Source organism: Serratia sp. AR11, assembly GCF_056376275.1.
The window spans coordinates 2,601,650-2,618,438 of the sequence record NZ_CM150739.1 but is presented as its reverse complement, the minus strand read 5'-3'; the positions used below and the strand labels follow the sequence as shown (position 1 = coordinate 2,618,438).

Genomic DNA, 16,789 nt, shown 5'->3' with positions numbered 1-16,789 from the left:
ATACCTTTATCGGCATTATAGGTCGATAATCATCTTACTGACCGCGACGCTTCCATTTACGGACCAATCCTTGCGCCGAGGTATATATTGACTTCATAAAAGTCATTGTCCCTAACAGCACGAAAAAATAAATCATCCACTTGGCCAATTCACAAGGGATATTGATTTTTAACAGACCGCTATATTGGCTAAGCCCCACATTAAAAAACAGATTACGGGATAGCGTGACGGCAAGAATGACCATAATAAAATCCGACCAAAACGTCTTCACAAAAGACACCCATTCAACATTAATATGTAATCATACCAATATGTTACATAGAATACTCATACCAAATTAAATTCACACCACTCATATTAAAACCACATATTCGAAAAACGCAAGGCAGACATAGATATAAACACCATCCAGCATCGTGTCAATATATAAAACCATTTCCACCAATATAATAAACTCAACTAAAGCGAATATCTTATACGAGGCACTTAATTACACAGTTAGCAAGGTTGCGATATTTTATCACCCCACTTCGTTTATTCATATTTTAAGCACCGCCAAATTTGATATTCAATTCACAAGGCCAATAAACCATTAAATAAACGCCGGCGCAAAAGCCCCTCACCCCGGCCCTCTCCCTCGGGAGAGGGGGACGCCCACTTAAACGACGTCGTACATGCTTATTCAGAACTTTGCTTAACTGACCGGCATTACGCCCTTAGTGTGGAGATTAATGGCTGCCCGGATTGGCGCGTAGTCTGGCCACCTGCGCTTCCACATTGCGCCAGGCCGGTTTGTCACCGGCATAACGCTGGCGCAGGTAGTTCACCAGATCTGCCACCTGCCGATCGGAGAAACTGTCCTTAAAGCTCGGCATAAAACCCAAATCGGCGGTGGCAGGTTTGGCAATCCCCTGCAGGATCACCTTGATCAGGTTATCCGGTCGCTCACTGAAAATATTGGTGTTATTGGCCAGATCCGGACTGACGCCAAACAGCTGTGGCCCACCGGCAGCGGCACTGTGGCAGGCCTGACAGGCGCCCTGAAACAGGCGTTCACCGGCCTGTTGCCCCAGAGCAGGTTGCAGACGGGTGGCCAGTTTGACCTGCGGCTCTACATTTAATTGAGCCGGACTGCTCAGGGATATCAGATAGTTGGCCATCGCCCGCACGTCAGACTCCGGCAACGTCGCCAGTTCGCTGACCACCGGCCCCATTGGCCCGGCCGCGACGCCGTGCTCGGCGGAATGACCGCTGCTCAGGTACTGGAACAGCTGTTCTTCATCCCAGGGTTTCTCCACCGTGGCCAGTTGGTTCAGCGCCGGTGCCTCCCAGCCGTCCACCATCGCTCCGGCCAGGAAGCTGCTGCCCCCCTTTTCCGCCCCCATCAGATTACGCGGCGAATGGCAGGCCGCACAGTGCCCCAACCCATTGACCAGATAAGAGCCCCGGTTCCACTGGGCGGTTTGCGCAGGGTCCGGCTGAAACTCGCCCTGACGCAGAAACAGTGCATTCCAACCGGCCATCAACGGGCGGATATTGAACGGAAAACGCATCTGGTTCGCCGGATTGCTCTGCGCGACCGCCGGCTGCGACATCATATAGGCATACAGCGCCTGCATATCACCGTCGGTCATTTTGCTGAACGAAGTATAAGGAAAAGCCGGGTACAGATTACGCCCGTCGCGGCTGATGCCCTGACGCATCGCCCGGTCAAAAGCGCCAAACGACCAGTTGCCGATACCGGTCTCCACATCTGGCGTGATATTGGTGCTGTACAGGGTGCCAAACGGAGTCTCCATTGCCAGTCCGCCGGCGTTGGTCGCCCCTTCAGAGGCGGTATGGCACACCGCGCAATCCCCGACGGCGGCCAGTTGACGACCGCGCTCCAGGGTCGCTGCCGACCAGGTACCCGAACCAGGGGTTGCCACCGGGGCAATCTCGGCACGCCACGGCAGTGCCGTAGCCGCTACGCCCAACAGCGCACCGAAAATACCGGCCGCACCGCCAAACCACCATTTACTGCGCCTGGGTTTAACCGCTGGCGCAGCTTCCTGTCGGGCGCTATCCGGGCCGTTCAGCGCCTCGCGCAGTCGGTCGGAAGTGATCGGCAACTCGCGAAAACGAATGCCGGTGGCGTCAAACACCGCGTTGGCAATGGCCGCGGCACTGGGCACCGAAGCAGACTCCCCGGCACCGAGCGGCGGATCGTAAGGCCGTGGCATCATCACCACGTCCACCTCCGGTACCTCCGGGAAGGTCAGGATCGGGTAAGCCCCCCATTCCTTGCTGGAAATAGTCGATTCTTCGAAGGTCACCCGCTCTTTCAGCACCCGGCTGGTCGACTGGATCACATTGCCGTGGATCTGGTGACGCACGCCGTCCGGGTTGACCATCATGCCCGCGTCATGCCCGACCACAATACGCGTGACCGCCACTTCGCCACTGGCCTTGTCGATCGCCACATCGGCGACCCAGGCCGCCCAGGCGGCACCAAAGCCGGGGAATTTGCTGTGAATATAGCGCGCATAGGCAAAACCACGTCCGCGCAACACACCGTCTTCCGCCGGGGTTTGCATCGGTTCGGTGTGCGGCGTCCAGCCAGCGCGCTCGGCGGTGCTGAGCATCAGTTCTGTGGCACGTTGATCCTTGATATAACGCAGCCGATATTCCAGTGGATCCACGCCGGCCGCCATGGCCAGCTCATCAATATAGGATTCGTGCGCGAAGGTATTCGGCAGTGCCGACACCCCGCGCATCCAGGAGGCTCGAACGATGGGTGCCATGTCCTCAATGCTGACGCGCAGTTCCGGGTATTCATATGGCGGCACCGAGGTGCGGTCCCCCATCTCATAAGCCACCGGTACCGGTTCAACCATTCCGGTCAGCAACAACGCCAGCGTGGGTGCGCCATTGGACGGGTAATAAGTACGAAAATCGTAGGCCACCGGGTGACCGTCGGCGTCCAGCCCACCGTCAACCTCCATCAACTGTGCCGTGCCCTTGGGTTCCCACAGGTGTTCCTGCTCGCGGGTGAGCTGCACCCGTACCGGACGCCCTGCCGCACGCGACAATAACGCCGCATCGGCGCAGACATCATCGGCACAGTTGCGGCCATAGCAGCCCGCCGCCTCCATGCGGATAATGTCGATCTGCTGTTCCGGGTACTCCAGCAGCCAGGCGAGATCGGCACGCAGCAGATGCGGGTTCTGGCTACCTGACCAGACTCGTAACTGCTGCGGCTGGTAGTCCGCCAATGCGCAGGAAGGGCCGATCGAAGCATGCAGTTGGTACGGCCACAGGTAACTGCGGGTAAAGCGACGATCGGCGGCGGCCAATGCCGCATCCACATTGCCGGTGTCATGCACCACCCGTGTCGAATGCGGGTTATCACGCAGCGCCTGCGCCACGTCGGTCATCTGCGGCAGGTTACGCCGCCAGTCCTTCCAGCTGACCTGCAACGCTTCTGCTGCCTTGATCGCCTGTTCTTCGCGCTCGGCGACGATGCCGATAAAATCCCCGATCACCACCAGTTTGACGATGCCGGGAATATGGGCAATGGACTGCTCGTCCACCGTCAGCAGGCTGGTGCCGACAAACTCACCGCTGTCATAGCCGGCATACGGCGGCCGCACCACCCGGCCATGCAGCATGTTCGGCAGCCGCATGTCGTGCACATAGGTGGATTCGCCGGTAGCCTTGGCCGGGATATCAACGCGTGCAGTGCTGGTGCCAACCAACCGGTATTCGGCCTGCGGCTTGAGCGGCGCATCGCCGGAGACGGGCAGTTCTACATGCACGCCAGTGACCAGTTCGCCGTAGCTCACCGCCGGCCCTTGTGGGCTGGTAATCATACCGTCGTTCAACGTCAGTTGCTCAACCGCAACGCTAAAACGCTGCGCCGCCTGTTGCAGCAGCCAGCGACGTGCCTCGGCGGCAGCATTGCGCAGCGGCACGGCAGAAATTTGCAACGTAGCGCTGGCGATGGTCGCGCCCTGATTCGGCGTGCTTTCAGTATCGCCCAACACCATGCGTACCTGCTCCATACGCAGGTAGAGTTCTTCGGCGACGATTTGCCCCAGCGCGGTGCGCACACCGGTGCCGAGATCAACATGGCCGTTGAAGGCGTAAACCTCACCGCTGTCGCAAATGGCAATAAACAGCCCCTGCTCTTTGGGTTTCAGGTTCGGCGTCTGGCCTTTAGGCACCAGCCCCGGCGGCGGTTGGATCTGATCGATAACCAGCAAGGCGCCATGACGCTGCAATAATTCGGCCTGGCTCGGTACTGAGGAATGGGCGTCAGTCATGGGGCGAGGTTTCCTCACTGCGGCAGAGAATGATGGCGCGCTGAACCGCACGCAGGATTTCGATATGGGTGCCGCAGCGGCACAGGTTGCCGGACAGCGCCTGGCGGATTTCGCGGTCGCTGGGCGACGGATTGCGATCCAACAGGGCTTTGGTGGTCATGATCATGCCATTGAGACAGTAACCGCACTGCGCGGCCTGTTCTTCGATAAAGGCACGTTGCACCGGGTGCAGACGGTCGCGATCGCCCAAACCTTCCAGCGTGGTCACCGCGCGGCCGGTCACACCCAGCGCCGGGATCACACAAGAACGTGCGGCAATGCCGTCGACCAACACGGTACAGGCTCCGCACTCACCCAGGCCGCAGCCGTATTTCGGGCCGTTGAGCGCCAGATCGTTACGTAACACCAATAGCAGAGGAGTATCCGCCATTACCCGGGTATGAATATTTTCGCCGTTGACTGACAGCATCAGCGGATGCTCCGTCAGTGTTTTTACCGCGCCTTCCCTGGGCAATTGCACTTCAGCTATCGCCATTGTCGCGTCTCCACCTGCGCTCTGGTTATTGTGTCGGCCCACCGCACTCACCAGACAACCGCAGTTGCGGGTGGCGAATCAGCCGGGCGGCTGGTCTTCCAGCATTTTATTGAGCAGGAACATCAGTGCTATACGTTCGGCCGGATTCAACGTGCCGAAAGTTAATTCTGTGATCGTCGCCGCATGCGGCAGCGTTCCCGCCAGCAGCACGGCACCGGCGTCGGTCAGCCCGACCACCACTTTGCGCCGATCGACAGGATCCGGCATCACGGTAATCAGCTCGCGCGCTTTGAGCCGCTCGATAATGCCGCGAATGGTGGCCTGATCGACCGCCGTCACCTGTACCAGCTCGGTCAACGAACTCGGGCCCATGTCGCGCACCGCGCACAGGGTAATAAACTGCACGGCGGTCAGTTGCGAATCCCCAACGTTTTGCTGGAAAATCGCCACATGGCGCTGATAAACCTTACGCAGCAGGTGCCCGACCTGTTCGGTAAAATGATAATTTTCAGTCTTGCCGCTCTCTGCAGCCGGGTATTCGGGGGGCGTCATTGCGTTACTCTCACCATCAATGGAAACCACCGAGAATAGTACAAACCCCTGCTTTTGGCAGCAAGTTAACTCTGGCTGACCCGCGATGCCGCCGGTGCCACCACTTCACCATCCGCCACCACCGTCTTGCCATCCAGACTGATGTCGCAATGACGTAGCGCGATATCCATATGGCACGGGGTTTTGCGCGTACCGCCGACTTCGGTATTCGGCCCGGTGGAGAACAGGAAATTGCCGTAGAAAGCACGTGCATCCATACACATACCGTCGTTTTTATCGTGCAGCCCCATCGCCGTCCACTGCGCACGCGGCTGCAGGCCCCAGCCGATATGCGAAATGCCGTACACCTCCGGATCGTTGAAATACTTCATGTACTCCCGCAGGTACTCCGCCTCGAAGCCGCCGTGAATGCGCGTCACAAAGCCTTTGTCGATCTCAAGCGTTATGCGTTCGCGCGCGTAACTTTTAAACGGCAGCAGGATATCGCCCACCTCCAGCACCAAAACCCCTTCTGCCTGTTCTTCATTCGGCCAGGTGAACAGGAAACCGCTCGGCCAGTGATCCCAGCGCCCCGGTTCGTCGGCATAGCCATATTCGGTCACCGTGGGGTATTGCCCCAATGGCGCACGGAAGTCACTGCCGGCGGCAGACTTCACCTGCATCAAACTGGCACGCTCCAGCACCTCGGCGGCGGCCAGCACCCGCGCTTTATCCTCAACATTAGGCAACATGCGTGCCAACACCTCCGGCGGCTCGACCGCCAGCAGAATGCGCGTGCCGGTTTTCAGGATCTGCTCCTGTTCCGGCGAATGCAGCAACATCATGGTGTCGACAATCAGATCGGCCGCCTCCAGTGCACGTTGTGCCGCATGGTTACCGGTCAGCGCCGTATCGCCACAGTAAGCCGTCATGTCATTGCCCATGGCGCGCGGATGGTTGAACGACGGCAGTTCTACCGCGTAAACCCTGGCCCCCAGGCGCAGTGCCGCATCGGTGGCGGCGCGCACAGTACGCGCATCGGAATAGTGACTCTTCAGGATCGCCACGCTTTGCGAAGCATCAACCTTCGACAGCGTAAGCACCTGCTCGAACAGTTGTACCAACTGACTATCATTGACCGCCATGGTGTATCTCCTGTCTCGCTAAGGGTTGGTCGACGCAGCAAGCATCGATGAGGTTATTTTGCGCAAATTAAAGTGATCACGCTCTTTTAAACATCTAGACCAAAATCAATCGGGAAGCAAGCCCCCGTTTCCAGCCATAAGAAAACCCTATTTAAAGCCCTGTACATCCTGCTGTTAACATGAGTTTAACAGTAATGGCCGGTCAATTAGCGTGAGCCAGATCTAAATTAACACTTGTGCAACTTTGCGTTATTTAGCGTATACACTATAAATCGATCATCCGGCATCACTGCAGATGCCAGGTAAAAAACCAACAGTCAGGGGAAAAATGATGAGCAAACAACAACGCATTGCCGTGGTCGGTGCCGGTCTGGGTGGCGCTGCCGCCGCCGGTCTGCTGCAAAAAGCCGGCTTTATCGTCGACCTGTACGAACAGAGCCCGGTGTTTTCCCGCCTGGGGGCCGGCATCCATATGGGGCCAAACGTACTGAAAATTTTCCGCCGTCTCGGCATCGAGCAACCGCTGGAACAAATGGCCTCGCATCCGGATTTCTGGTTCAGCCGCGACGCCGAAAGCGGTGATTATTTGTCGCGTATTGAACTGGGGACCTTTGCCCGTAAAGAGTACGGTGCGGCTTACGTGACGGTGCACCGGGGCGATTTACAGGCGTTGCAGATGGCGGCGCTGCAACCGGGCAGCGTGCATTTTGGCAAGTGTCTGAGCAAAATTGAGGAGCGTGACAACCAGGTGGTGCTGAACTTTGCCGATGGCACCCAGGCCAGCGCCGATATCGTGATTGGGGCCGATGGTATCAACTCACGTATTCGCGAACATCTACTGGGGGCAGAAGCGCCAACCTACAGCGGCTGGGTCGCCCACCGCGCGTTGATCCGCGGTGAGAAGCTGGCCAAATACAATCTGAGCTTTGAAGACTGTGTGAAGTGGTGGTCGGCAGATCGTCACCTGATGGTCTATTACACCACCCAAAAACGCGACGAATATTACTACGTCAGCGGTGTGCCACACCCGGCATGGGATTTCCAGGGCAGCTTTATCGACAGCAGCCGCGAGGAAATGTACGAGACCTTCGCCGGTTATCACCCGATTGTGCAAGCGCTGATCGAATCCAGCGAACAGGTCACCAAATGGCCACTGTTGAACCGTAAGCCCCTGCCGCTGTGGAGCGAAGGCCGCATGGTGCTGCTCGGCGACGCCTGCCACCCAATGAAACCGCACATGGCGCAAGGCGCGGCGATGGCGATCGAAGACGCCGCTATGCTGGCGCGCTGTCTGCAGGAAACCGGCCTGAGCGACTACCGCACCGCTTTCCAACTGTATGAAGCCAACCGTAAGGAACGCGCCTCCCGCGTGCAGGCCGTCTCCAATGCCAACACCTTCCTGCGCACTCAGGAAGATCCGGCCTGGGTCTACGGTTATGACCTGTACGCACAGGCGCTGAAATCGGAGAACGCCGCATGAGCCATTTTCTGTATGGCGCCAACGTGCAGGCCAACGGCATCCGCCAGCATTACCTGCGCTATGGCGGCCAGGGGCCGGTACTGATCCTGATCCCCGGCATCACCAGCCCGGCGATCACCTGGGGCTTCGTTGCCGAACGCCTGGCCGAGCGCTATGACACCTACGTGCTGGACGTTCGTGGTCGCGGTCTGTCCGCCAGCGGCCCGGATCTGGCCTATGACGCCGAAACCTGCGCCGAGGACGTCAACGCCTTCGCCGCCGCATTAAAACTGGAAAACTACGCCCTGCTTGGCCATTCAATGGGCGCGCGCTTTGCCCTGCGCGCCGCAGCACTGCAGCCGGATGGCGTACGGCGATTGGTATTGGTCGATCCGCCGGTCTCCGGCCCCGGCCGCCGTGAATACCCAGGTAAATGGCCCTGGTACGTGGATTCGATCCGCCAGTCATTGCAGGGAATGGACGCCGAGCAGATGCGTGCCTACTGCCCGAGCTGGAGCGAACAACAGCGCCAACTGCGTGCCGAATGGCTGCACACCTGCTATGAACCGGCGATCCAGCGCGCCTATGAAGATTTTCATCAGGTCGATAGCCATCGCGATTATCCCGCGCTGCGCATGCCAACCTTGCTGATGGTGGCAGGCCTGGGCGGCGTGATCCAACCGGAAGACGAGGCAGAGATCCATCAGTTGCAGCCGGAAATCACGTTGGTTCACGTCGAGAAAGCCGGCCATATGATCCCGTGGGACGATTTCGACGGTTTCTTCCGCGCCCTGGGCGATTTTCTGGATTAATCAAGGAGCCTTTGTCATGAGCAAAAATTACCGTATCGGCCAGATAGTGCCCAGTTCCAACACCACGATGGAAACCGAGATCCCGGCGATGCTGACCGCACGCCAGTTGATCCGTCCGGAACGCTTTACCTTTCACTCCAGCCGCATGCGCATGAAGCACGTCAGCAAGGCGGAGCTGGCGGCGATGGACGCCGAATCAGACCGCTGCGCACTGGAGCTTTCCGACGCGCAGGTTGACGTACTGGGCTATGCCTGCCTGGTGGCAATTATGTCGATGGGCCTGGGCTATCACCGTGAATCCCAGGCCAGGCTGGCGCAGGTCACCCAGGACAACAACGCCGCAGCCCCGGTGATCAGCAGTGCCGGTGCGTTGGTCAACGGCCTGAAGGTGCTGGGTGCCAAACGCATTGCGCTGGTGGCCCCCTATATGAAGCCGCTGACCCAAATGGTGGTGGACTATATCGAGCACGAAGGCATCGAGGTCAAGGTCTGGCGCGCGCTGGAGATCGCCGACAATCTGGCGGTAGGTCGCCACGATCCGGCCAATCTGCCGGGCATTGTCGCCGAGATGGATCTCAGCGGCGTCGACGCTATTGTGCTGTCCGCCTGCGTACAAATGCCGTCCTTACCGGCGGTCGCTACGGTGGAGGCGCAAACCGGCAAGCCAGTGCTGACCGCCGCCATCGCCACCACCTACGCCATGCTGACCGCACTGGAGCTGGAACCTATCGTTCCCGGTGCCGGGGCCCTGCTTTCCGGCGCTTATTAAGGAGGCAAAATGGCAGCCGATAATTCACTTACCGATAACTACCAGGGCGTTTGGGGCAACCGCATCGGTTTCGGCCAGCGTCCGGCCCTGCTGGTGATCGATTTTATGCAGGGCTACACCACCGAGGGTGCGCCTCTGTTCGCCCCCGGCGTGGTCAGCGCGGTCGATGAAAGCGTGGCACTGCTGGCAGCCGCACGCCAGGCGGGAGTTCCGGTGATCCACACCAATATCCGCTATCATGCAGGGCATTTTGCCGATGGTGGGGTCTGGGTGAAAAAAGCACCGGTTATGAAGGACATGGTGGAAGGTAATCCGTTGGCGGCATTCTGCCCGCAGGTGGCCCCGCTGGCCACGGAAGTGGTGCTGACCAAGCAGTACGCCAGCGCCTTTTTCGGCACTTCGCTGGCCCCGATGCTGGTGGCGCTCGGCGTCGATACCCTGCTGCTGGCCGGCTGTTCCACCAGCGGTTGTATCCGTGCCAGCGCGGTAGACGCGGTGCAACACGGATTTCGCACCATCGTGGTACGTGAATGTGTCGGCGATCGCCACCCTGGCCCACACGAGGCCAACCTGTTCGACATCGACAGTAAATACGGCGACGTGGTGGCCAAACAGGAGGCTATCGCTTATCTGAAACGGTTGTAATCGAGAGTTTCACCTGCACGGAGTGCTGAAAAATCAAGAAGGCGCGACAAGCGCCTCGAAAGCAAACACACAACGCTCCTCCTCCGGAGGCCACTATGCACCACCTGGAGACATCATCATGGCCATTGTTGAAACCCCGTTAGCCGGGAAAGCGGGCGCAGAATCGCTTCTGTACCGCAAAATCACCTGGAAGCTGATCCCGTTCCTCTGTCTGTGCTATTTGGCCGCCTACCTCGACCGCATCAATGTCGGGCTGGCCAAGCTGCAGATGGCCGACCAACTGCAACTGAGCGAAGCGGCCTTCGGCCTGGGCGCCGGGCTGTTTTTTGTCGGCTATATCCTGTTTGAGGTGCCGAGCAACCTGATCCTGCAACGGGTCGGCGCCAAGGTGTGGATTGCCCGCATCATGATCACCTGGGGCCTGCTTTCCGCCTGCACCATGTTCGTTACCACCCCCAATCAGTTTTATGTCATCCGCTTTCTGCTCGGCGTGGCGGAGGCCGGTTTTCTGCCCGGCGTGCTGTATTACCTGACGCTGTGGTTCCCGACTTACCGTCGCGGCCGCATTATTGCGTTATTCATGATCGGCCTGCCGCTGTCGAGCGTGCTCGGCGGCCCGATTTCCGGCTGGATCATGGGGCATTTTGATATGCGCTACGGGCTGCACGGCTGGCAATGGCTGTTCCTGCTGGAGGGCATCCCCAGCGTGCTGTTGGGTATATTGACGTTCTGGGTGTTACCGAACCATTTCCGGCAGGCCAAATGGTTATCCGATGAAGAGAAACAACGTATTGCCGACGACCTGGCGCAGGATGACGCCGAGGCCAGTCACAGTAAACACAGCTTCCGCGATGGCTTCTTTAATCTCAAGGTCTGGATGCTCGGCGGCATTGATTTTTCGATCCTGCTGAGTGCCTATGCGATGGGGTTCTGGATGCCGACCTTTATCAAAACCGCCGGGGTGACCGACATTACCACCATCGGCATGCTGACCGCGCTACCGAGCGTCGCCGCCCTGCTGGGAATGCTGGTGATCGGCACCAGTTCGGACCGTATGCGTGAGCGGCGCTGGCATATCATTGTGCCGTTTATTATTGGCGCGATGGCGATGGCCGGCAGCACCTTCTTCACTCATAGCGTGATCGCCACGGTGTTGTTGTTCTCTGTGGCCCAGGCGGCGATCATCGGTGCAGTGCCGGTGTTCTTCAGCCTGCCCGCCACCTTCCTGCGCGGTACCGCGGCGGCAACCGGCTTCGCGCTGGCCTGCTCGTTAGCCAATATTGCCGGGTTGGTGAGTAATTCGCTGATGGGGCTGGCGCTGGATCTGACCGGAAAAAGCGGTGGCGCACTCTGGGCGTTCGCCGGTTGCCTGCTGTTAAGTTCGTTACTGGTGGTCGCTCTGCCGGCCAAGGTGGTTAACCGCTAAGATCAGGGGGCGTGAGTTTCCGCGCCCCTGCTTCACTCCCTAATCTCAACCAAACTGCTTATAACAAATAATTAGGGCGTAATTTCTTACGCCCTCTTATCACTACTCACCAGGCTAATGCCATGACCTGTTATTCGTCTTTCAAACCACGGTTGATCAGCATCGGCTCAATGCTTGGCTCTTTGCCGCGCCAGTCGATGTACAGTTTTTCCAGATCCTGACTGTTGCCGCGCGACAGGATCATATTGCGGAAACGCTGGCCGTTCTCTGCCGTCAGGCCGCCATGTTCGGTGAACCACTGGAAGGCATCATCCGCCAGCATTTCTGTCCACAGATAGGCGTAATAACCGGCAGCATAGCCGTTACCCCAAATGTGCTTGAAGTAACTGGAGCGATAGCGCGGCGGCACATAGCTGAGATCGATTTTGTCTTTCATCAGCGATTCCGCCTCGAACTTGTCCACGTCCTGCTGCGGCTGGTCGGCGCTCAACATATGCCAGTGCATGTCCAGCAGTGCCGCAGAAAGCAGCTCGGTCATGTCATAACCTTTGTTGAACTTGTCGGCCTTTTTGATTTTGTCGACCAGTTCCTGCGGCATGGCTTCACCGGTTTTGTAATGCTTGGCGAAGTGGGCAAAGACTTTCGGATCGCTGGCCCAATGCTCGTTAAACTGCGATGGGAACTCAACGAAGTCACGGGCCGTGTTGGTGCCGGACAGGCTTGGATATTCCTGATCGGCGAACATGCCGTGCAGCGCATGACCAAATTCGTGGAACATGGTGATCACGTCATCGTACGACAACAACGCAGGCTGGCCCGGTGCCGGTTTGGTGAAGTTGGCGACGTTGTAAATCACCGGCTTGGTGCCTTTCAGCTTCGATTGTTCGACAAAATTGCTCATCCAGGCGCCACCGCCCTTGTTGTCGCGCTTAAAGAAGTCGGTATAGAACAGCGCCAATGATTTGCCGTCTTTATCGAACACCTCATAAACCCGCACGTCCGGCTGGTAAACCGGGATGTCCTTGCGCTCTTTGAAACTGATGCCGTACAGCAGGTTGGCGGCATAGAACACGCCGTTGTTCAGCACGTTATCCAGTTCGAAGTAAGGTTTGATCTGCGACTCATCCAGGTCATATTTGGCTTTGCGCACCTGTTCGGCGTAAAACTGCCAATCCCAGGCTTCGACCTTGAAACCGCCTTTCTGCTGGTCGATGACCGCCTGAATATCTTTGGCTTCACGTTCGGCGCGGGCGGTGGCCGCCGGGACGATATCACGCATAAAGCTCAGCGCCGCATCCGGGGTTTTGGCCATCTGGTTTTGCAGCTTCCAGGCCGCGTAATTCGGGAACCCCAGCAGTTTCGCCTGCTCGGCACGCACTTTAGCCAGGCGAGCAATGGTCTGACGGGTGTCGTTAGCATCGCCCTTTTCCGCACGGTTCCACGAAGCATCAAACAGGGCCTTGCGGGTCTCGCGGTTTTTCAGGCTCTGCAATTCCGGCTGTTGGGTGGTGTTTTGCAACACCAGCAGCCACTGTTTATCCAGCTTGCGTTCGCCGGCCGCCTGGGCCGCCGCCGCCAGTTCGCTTTCCGACAGGCCGTCCAGCTTGCCTTTGTCAGCGATCGCCAATGCGCCATCTTTGGTCGCCGCCAGCAGTTTGTTGGAGAACTGAGTGCTCAGCGTGGCCGCTTCCTGGTTCAGCGCCTTAAGTTTGGTTTTATCGGCGTCGGACAGATTGGCCCCCGCCAGCTCAAAGTTCTTGTAGATCACTTCTACCAGCCGACGCGATTCCGCATCCAGTTTTAGCTCATCGCGCTGTTGATAAACGGCCTTGATACGGGCAAACAGCTTGCTGTTTAGCATGATGGCATCATCCAGCGCCGCCAGCTTCGGCGAGCTTTGCTCATCGAGTTTTTGCAACCCGTCGCTGGTGTTGGCCGAGGTCATGGCGCCAAAGACGTTCATCACTCTCGACAGCAACGCGCCGCTTTGTTCCATTGCCACAAAGGTATTTTTAAAATCAGGCTTGGCCGGGTTGTTGGCAATCTTCTCAATCTCTTCCAGCTTCTGCTTGATGCCCGCATCAATTGCCGGGGCATAATCACTTTCTTTGATCAGATTGAACGGCGGCGCCTGGAATGGCAGACGGCTTTGATAGAAGAACGGGTTTTGGTTCTTTTTGTTGTCGTGTTGGTTGGCTTCACCGGTCACGGTTGCCTCCTTCGCCTGGCCACTTGGCAACGCGCTATGATCCGCGTGCGGGTTGGTTTCTGCTGCCTGTGCCTGCGTGCCCAGCGCCATGCCGATCGCCAGCACCAATGTCGATAAACGCATCAAATCGAAACTCCTCCATGTCCACAGAATAATGTCGCGGAGAGCTCATCTCCCCTTGAGTCACATCCTAGCTTAGGCGCAGTTGGCAGATTGAGCAAAAACAAGTGATTAGAAGCTCTCCAGCCTCGACAACAGGCCGTTGATTGTCCGATTTTATATAACGGTTCATCCCAAACTCACCTATAGACGCTTTATTAGCGGCGCATTAGCCTAATTCAAACGACTAATTATTCATCGAAATAACCCGACCTAACCGCTTACCAATATCAAATCCACCCTCAACTAATTCTGAAAACGCGTCATGCACATGACCTAATCCGCACCAGCTTAGACCTGCGGCTATTTAAATCAGGAGATGGATATTTCATGGCTACAACACCTCAACCTAATGAACAGGCTATGGAGGGATATTCGCATCGTCAGCAAAACCGGACCACGCATGAACATCCCCTACTGAGCGCCAGGGTTATCGGTCAGGGCACCCGATGCGTGGTGATGCTGCCGGGTTGGTTTGGTGACCATAGCGTCTATCAGCCGATGTTCCCTCATCTGGACACCGAGGCCTTCACTTATGTGTTCGTGGATTTTCGTGGCTACGGGCAATCACGCGGCATAGCCGGCAGCTACACCACTAATGAAATGGTTGCTGACGTGGTCAACCTGATGGACAGCCTGGGTTGGCAGCGCTTCGACGTGGTTGGGCATTCCATGGGGGGGAAAATTGCGCAGATCATTGCCGCTCGACACTCTGAACGAGTACGCAGTGCGGTGGGCCTGACACCCGTTCCTGCCAGCGGGCTGGACGTAGAACAGCAGGTTTGGCGCATCTTCGAGCAGGCGGTCGAGGATGATACCTGCCGCCACTCTCTGATTGATTTTTCCACTCATCACCGGCTGCCCCGCCGCTGGGTCAGCGATACCGTTCAACAGTCGCGTGCGGCCTGTGCCCCACCGGTGTTCGAAGCCTACCTCCGTAGCTGGGCACTGGAGGATTGTTCCATCGAAACTTACGGCTGCACGGTTCCCCTGCTGTTGCTGATCGGCCAGCACGATCCGGCACAGACGCTGCCGATGATGGATAACACCTGTTTGAAGTGGTTCGTCAATGTGGAGATGGAACTGCTCGAAGGCTGTGGACACTACCCAATGCAGGAAATCCCGCTTTATCTGGCGGGTGCCATCGAGCGTTTCTTACGCAAACAAACTAAGTAGCAGTGACTCTGCTGGAGGTTTACATCATGCATACCGATCTTCCATCGTCTAAAAAAACGGCGGTTAAAACCGACGACCATGCCAGGCCGATCCGTCGGCTGCACCATTTTGCCTGGCGCTGCCGGGACGCAGAGGAAACCCGTCATTTCTATGAAGATATTCTCGGCTTACCGCTGGTCCATGTGATTAAAAACGACCATGTCCCCAGCACCGGGGAGTACTGCCCGTATGTGCATATCTTTTTCCGCATGAAAGATGATTCGCATATCGCCTTTTTCGATTTGGGGGACGGGATAGCGGCGCAACCCAGCCCAAATACCCCGGAATGGGTTAACCATATTGCCTTGAAAGTGGATAACCGGGCCGATCTGGACAGCATGCATCAAAGACTCCTCGCGCAGGGCATTGAGGTGATTGGGGTTACCGATCACGACAGCTATATTGAATCCATTTACTTCTTCGATCCGAACGGGTTTCGTCTGGAATTGACCACCGAAGTGGCGGCGGCCGAAACAGTGGAAGCCTTTGCCCACACGGCGCATCAGGAGTTGGCAACCTGGACCCGAGAGCAGGCACGACGCCTGGCCCTGGCTGAGGGGAAATCATGAGCGCCACTCTGGCTCCGCAATTACGTTTGGCCACACGAGAAAACGGCCGTCGGGATGGCGAATTGGTGCTGGTCTCTCCCGATCTTTCACGTTGCATTGCCGTGCCCGCTATTGCCCGCACCCTGCAGGAAGCGTTAGATAACTGGTCGGCTATAGCGCCGCAGCTGATGCAACTGGCAGAGAACGGCTGGGACGGCAGTGACCTTTTCAATGCCTCAAGCTGCCTGGCACCGCTGCCCCGAGCCTATCAGTGGGTCGATGGTTCCGTTTATCGCCACCACGCCAAACTGATGTATCAATGGCGAAATGAACCTATCCCTCCGCAATATGAAGAGAAGCCGCTGGTTTATCAGGGCGGTTCGGACGTGATGTTAAAGGCAACCGCACCGATCGAAGCCACTGATGATGAGCTGGATATTGATTTTGAAGCAGAGATCGCCGTAATCACCACTGACGTCCCTCTCGGGGTGACGCCCGAGCAGGCGCTGGAGTGTATCGCGTTAGTGGTGTTGCTCAATGACGTCTCTCTCCGCGGTCTGATACCCGACGAAGTGGCGCGGGGCTTCGGTTTCTACCAGAGCAAGCCCGCAACCAGCTTTGCCCCGGTTGCCGTGACGCCCGCGGCGCTCGGCGCGCACTGGCGGGACGCAATGTTACATTTGCCGGTGCACGTCAGTCTAAATGGAAAATGGTTTGGAGCTCCGGACGCCGGCGATGATACGGCATTTAATTTCGGGCAGCTTATTGCACATCTGGCCTGCACCCGCGCTTTAGCGGCCGGCAGCATCGTGGGTGCAGGCACCATCAGCAATGCCGATCCGGCATCCGGCAGCGCCTGCATTACCGAAGCCCGGGTGCGTCAGGCGCTGAGTGGTGTAGATGAAAGTCAGCGGCAGCCCTATTTGGTACAGGGTGACCAGGTGCGGATCGAGGTATTCGATGCTGATGGACACTCCGTGTTTGGTGCCATCGACCAAAAAGTGGTGATCCTTCAAAAATAACCCGCAGTGG

Annotated in this window: 13 protein-coding genes; 8 read left to right on the top strand and 5 right to left on the bottom strand. The window is 57.6% G+C overall.

Annotated elements, in window-relative coordinates; genetic code table 11:
• Positions 1-728: 728 nt before the first annotated feature.
• From ACSOSI_RS12475 to ACSOSI_RS12460, 4 genes are all read right to left on the bottom strand, one after another.
• Positions 729-4,304, bottom strand: a complete 3,576-nt coding sequence (locus tag ACSOSI_RS12475; protein ID WP_476707184.1) for a molybdopterin cofactor-binding domain-containing protein — start codon at positions 4,302-4,304, stop codon at positions 729-731.
• Positions 4,297-4,839, bottom strand: a complete 543-nt coding sequence (locus ACSOSI_RS12470) for a (2Fe-2S)-binding protein (protein WP_115184731.1) — start codon at positions 4,837-4,839, stop codon at positions 4,297-4,299. Before ACSOSI_RS12470 ends, ACSOSI_RS12475 begins: the two co-directional genes overlap by 8 nt.
• A gap of 78 nt (positions 4,840-4,917) precedes the next feature.
• Positions 4,918-5,391: a MarR family winged helix-turn-helix transcriptional regulator gene (locus ACSOSI_RS12465; RefSeq protein ID WP_012145041.1), complete on the bottom strand. Its 474-nt coding sequence runs from the start codon at positions 5,389-5,391 to the stop codon at positions 4,918-4,920.
• A 65-nt stretch (positions 5,392-5,456) separates the two neighbouring features.
• Positions 5,457-6,515, bottom strand: coding sequence for a 2,5-dihydroxypyridine 5,6-dioxygenase (locus ACSOSI_RS12460; protein WP_012145040.1), 1,059 nt, complete (start codon positions 6,513-6,515; stop codon positions 5,457-5,459).
• A gap of 328 nt (positions 6,516-6,843) precedes the next feature.
• Here ACSOSI_RS12460 and ACSOSI_RS12455 point away from each other — a divergent pair, with 328 nt between their 5' ends.
• From ACSOSI_RS12455 to ACSOSI_RS12435, 5 genes are all read left to right on the top strand, one after another.
• Positions 6,844-7,995, top strand: coding sequence for an FAD-dependent monooxygenase (locus tag ACSOSI_RS12455; protein WP_476707183.1), 1,152 nt, complete (start codon positions 6,844-6,846; stop codon positions 7,993-7,995).
• Entirely contained in the window at positions 7,992-8,786 is a 795-nt protein-coding gene (locus ACSOSI_RS12450; protein WP_476707182.1) for an alpha/beta fold hydrolase, read from the top strand. The genes ACSOSI_RS12455 and ACSOSI_RS12450 overlap by 4 nt, the downstream gene beginning before the upstream one ends.
• Before the next feature lie 16 nt (positions 8,787-8,802).
• Positions 8,803-9,555, top strand: coding sequence for a maleate cis-trans isomerase family protein (locus ACSOSI_RS12445; protein WP_112362921.1), 753 nt, complete (start codon positions 8,803-8,805; stop codon positions 9,553-9,555).
• A 9-nt stretch (positions 9,556-9,564) separates the two neighbouring features.
• Entirely contained in the window at positions 9,565-10,200 is a 636-nt protein-coding gene (locus ACSOSI_RS12440) for an N-carbamoylsarcosine amidohydrolase (RefSeq protein WP_368453375.1), read from the top strand.
• Between the two features lie 118 nt (positions 10,201-10,318).
• The gene (locus tag ACSOSI_RS12435) at positions 10,319-11,626 is read left to right on the top strand and encodes an MFS transporter (protein ID WP_476707181.1); all 1,308 of its coding nucleotides are present in this window, start codon (positions 10,319-10,321) and stop codon (positions 11,624-11,626) included.
• Positions 11,627-11,756: 130 nt separating this feature from the next.
• Here ACSOSI_RS12435 and dcp read toward each other — a convergent pair whose 3' ends face one another.
• Positions 11,757-13,958: a peptidyl-dipeptidase Dcp gene (dcp, locus tag ACSOSI_RS12430; RefSeq protein WP_476707180.1), complete on the bottom strand. Its 2,202-nt coding sequence runs from the start codon at positions 13,956-13,958 to the stop codon at positions 11,757-11,759.
• A gap of 366 nt (positions 13,959-14,324) precedes the next feature.
• Here dcp and ACSOSI_RS12425 point away from each other — a divergent pair, with 366 nt between their 5' ends.
• From ACSOSI_RS12425 to ACSOSI_RS12415, 3 genes are read left to right on the top strand one after another with little or no spacing between them, the layout of a single operon-like run.
• A complete protein-coding gene (locus tag ACSOSI_RS12425) occupies positions 14,325-15,170 on the top strand; it encodes an alpha/beta fold hydrolase (RefSeq protein ID WP_476707179.1) in 846 nt (281 codons plus the stop codon).
• A gap of 26 nt (positions 15,171-15,196) precedes the next feature.
• Positions 15,197-15,778: a VOC family protein gene (locus ACSOSI_RS12420; protein ID WP_476707178.1), complete on the top strand. Its 582-nt coding sequence runs from the start codon at positions 15,197-15,199 to the stop codon at positions 15,776-15,778.
• Entirely contained in the window at positions 15,775-16,779 is a 1,005-nt protein-coding gene (locus ACSOSI_RS12415) for a fumarylacetoacetate hydrolase family protein (protein ID WP_476707177.1), read from the top strand. Before ACSOSI_RS12420 ends, ACSOSI_RS12415 begins: the two co-directional genes overlap by 4 nt.
• Positions 16,780-16,789 lie beyond the last annotated feature (10 nt).

Coding starts and splice junctions, on each gene's coding strand:
- ACSOSI_RS12475 (WP_476707184.1), bottom strand. CDS start 4,304: ATGACTGACGCCCATTCCTCAGTACCGAGCCAGGCCGAATTATTGCAG.
- ACSOSI_RS12470 (WP_115184731.1), bottom strand. CDS start 4,839: ATGGCGATAGCTGAAGTGCAATTGCCCAGGGAAGGCGCGGTAAAAACA.
- ACSOSI_RS12465 (WP_012145041.1), bottom strand. CDS start 5,391: ATGACGCCCCCCGAATACCCGGCTGCAGAGAGCGGCAAGACTGAAAAT.
- ACSOSI_RS12460 (WP_012145040.1), bottom strand. CDS start 6,515: ATGGCGGTCAATGATAGTCAGTTGGTACAACTGTTCGAGCAGGTGCTT.
- ACSOSI_RS12455 (WP_476707183.1), top strand. CDS start 6,844: ATGATGAGCAAACAACAACGCATTGCCGTGGTCGGTGCCGGTCTGGGT.
- ACSOSI_RS12450 (WP_476707182.1), top strand. CDS start 7,992: ATGAGCCATTTTCTGTATGGCGCCAACGTGCAGGCCAACGGCATCCGC.
- ACSOSI_RS12445 (WP_112362921.1), top strand. CDS start 8,803: ATGAGCAAAAATTACCGTATCGGCCAGATAGTGCCCAGTTCCAACACC.
- ACSOSI_RS12440 (WP_368453375.1), top strand. CDS start 9,565: ATGGCAGCCGATAATTCACTTACCGATAACTACCAGGGCGTTTGGGGC.
- ACSOSI_RS12435 (WP_476707181.1), top strand. CDS start 10,319: ATGGCCATTGTTGAAACCCCGTTAGCCGGGAAAGCGGGCGCAGAATCG.
- dcp (WP_476707180.1), bottom strand. CDS start 13,958: ATGCGTTTATCGACATTGGTGCTGGCGATCGGCATGGCGCTGGGCACG.
- ACSOSI_RS12425 (WP_476707179.1), top strand. CDS start 14,325: ATGGCTACAACACCTCAACCTAATGAACAGGCTATGGAGGGATATTCG.
- ACSOSI_RS12420 (WP_476707178.1), top strand. CDS start 15,197: ATGCATACCGATCTTCCATCGTCTAAAAAAACGGCGGTTAAAACCGAC.
- ACSOSI_RS12415 (WP_476707177.1), top strand. CDS start 15,775: ATGAGCGCCACTCTGGCTCCGCAATTACGTTTGGCCACACGAGAAAAC.